The 2,152-nt window shown below is 67.6% G+C and carries 2 protein-coding genes; both read right to left on the minus strand.

Annotated elements, in window-relative coordinates:
* Positions 1-443: UbiX family flavin prenyltransferase (locus tag HK439_RS26230; RefSeq protein WP_190294438.1), on the minus strand; the 443-nt coding region annotated here is incomplete at its 3' end.
* Positions 428-1,963, minus strand: coding sequence for a UbiD family decarboxylase (locus HK439_RS26235; protein ID WP_190294439.1), 1,536 nt, complete (start codon positions 1,961-1,963; stop codon positions 428-430). The genes HK439_RS26230 and HK439_RS26235, both read right to left, overlap by 16 nt.
* Positions 1,964-2,152: the final 189 nt, after the last annotated feature.

A 2,152-nucleotide genomic window follows, 5' to 3' on the forward strand; every position in this document is an offset into this window, starting at 1 on the left:
GGAAACACGATGCCTCCCATACCGGTTACCTTGAGCATGGCTTCCAGATGGCCCGCATGCAGCGGCGCCTCGCGGGCGAGCAGCACCAGCGGGCGGCGTTCCTTCAGGCAGACGTCGGCGGCCCGGGCGAGCAGCCCCTCGCCCGTCCCGTAGGCGATGGCCGCGAGCGAGCGCATGGAACAGGGCGCGACCAGCATGGCATCGACCGGATGGGAGCCGCTGGCGATCGGGGCGCAAAGGTCGTCCGGCGCAAATTCGCGGGTGGCGAGGCGGCGGATCCCGTCCCGGCCCTCCGCCCCCAGTTCGTGGGCGATGCTTTTTTCCGCCCCGCGGGAGACGACGGTCAACCGCTCCACGTCGAGATCGGCGAGCAGCCTCAGGACCTCAAGCGCCAGCACCGCGCCCGAGGCTCCGGAGATGCCGACGATCACCCGGCGGGACATGGGACAGCCTCCTGCGGCGCGTTCAGCGCCTCTCGACCCGCCATGAGGCGGTCGAACAGCGCCTCCGCGCGCCGCTCCACCTCTTCGGGCATTGCCAGGGCGGCGGCAAAGGGCCGCTTGGTCTCAGCGCCGATCTTGACGGTGGCGTCGATGCCGAGCTTGCCGCCGAGCCCTTCAACAGGGCTTGCGAAATCGAGCTGGTCCACCGGGGTCTTCTCCAGCACCATCAGGTCCCGCTCCGGGTCGGACCGGGTGGCGACCGCCCACATGACATCGTCCCAGCTGCGGATATCGACATCGCCGTCGACCACGATCAGGTATTTGGTCATGGAAAACTGCGGCAGAAGCGACCAGAAGCCCATCATCACCCGGCGCGCCTGGCCGGCGTAGGACTTGTCGATCTTCAGGACGGCGACCCGGTAGGAACAGGTCGCCGGCGGCAGGTGGACATCGAGGACTTCCGGAACGGCCTGTCTGAGCAACGGACGGAAGACGTCGATCATGGCCTCGCCGATCACGGACGGCTCGTCCGGCGCGCGGCCGGTGAAGGTGGACAGATAAGGCGCGCCGGGCCGGAGCTTCAGCGCTTCCAGATGAAAGACCGGATAGGGGGCCGCGTCGTTGTAATAGCCGGTGTGATCGCCGAACGGGCCTTCCAGGGCCGTCTCGCCGGGCCGCACCGTCCCCTCCAGCACGATCTCAGCGCTTGCCGGCACGTGCAAAGGGATTTTCCCGCAAGGCATCAGCCGGGCGGGCGTGCCGTTCAGGACGCCGGCAAGGGTCAGCTCGCTGACGTCGCCGGGGGCCGGCATGACGGCGGACAAGAGGGTCGCCGGATCGCAGCCGATCACCACGGCAACCGGCATGGGCCTGCCCTCGTGCTGCCAGGAACGGTAGTGGCGCGCCCCGCCGCGAAACGGCAGCCAGCGCAGGATCGCCTTTCGTGGCCCCAGCACCTGCATCCGGTAAATGCCGAGATTATAGTCGCGCGGATCGTCCTTTCCCGGCGGGCGGGTGATCACGACCGGCCAGGTGATCAGCGGACCGGCATCTCCGGGCCAGCAGGTCTGCACCGGCAGAATGGAGAGGTCCGGTGCGGCCTCTTCCAGCGTCCGGCCCGGCCTGACGATCTTCGGCCGGGCCGCAAGGCCGGCCCTGGCCATCGGATAAAGCTCTTTTATGTCCGCCATGTTCCGGGGAGGCTTCGGGGACCGAAGCGCGGCAAGGAACGCGCCAAGCCGCTCCAGACGGTCCGGCGCCACACCCAGTCCCTCGGCCACCCGCTGCCTGGTTCCGAACAGATTGACCAGCAGGGGCATTTCGACGCGGCTGCCGTCGGCCCGCACCGGATTGCGCAAGAGCAGCGCCGGTCCGCCGGCCGCAATCAGCCGCCGGTGCAGGGCGGTCGCCTCCAGGTGGAGATTGGCGGAAACCTGCGAGGAAATAAGGTCTCCCTTCCCTTCGAGATGGCTCAGGAAGCTTCTCAGATCAGGAAAACGGGGCAGTTCGCGCGGGGACATGAGGATGCCGGTCCTGTTCCGGCCGCGATGACGAGGCGGCCTTCGCCAGTTCTTGGGAAATAATTTCCAAACATCCTTGACTTAGATCAAGTAGCACCCGGTCGCCGGAGCGGTAGCGTCATCGCATCATAGCGAGTGACCCATGTCCGACAGCCAATCCCCTCCCGGCCTCCTGCCGGGCTTCATCTC

It is taken from the genome of Roseibium aggregatum (assembly GCF_014692675.1).
Taxonomy (GTDB): Bacteria; Pseudomonadota; Alphaproteobacteria; order Rhizobiales; family Stappiaceae; genus Roseibium; species Roseibium aggregatum_C.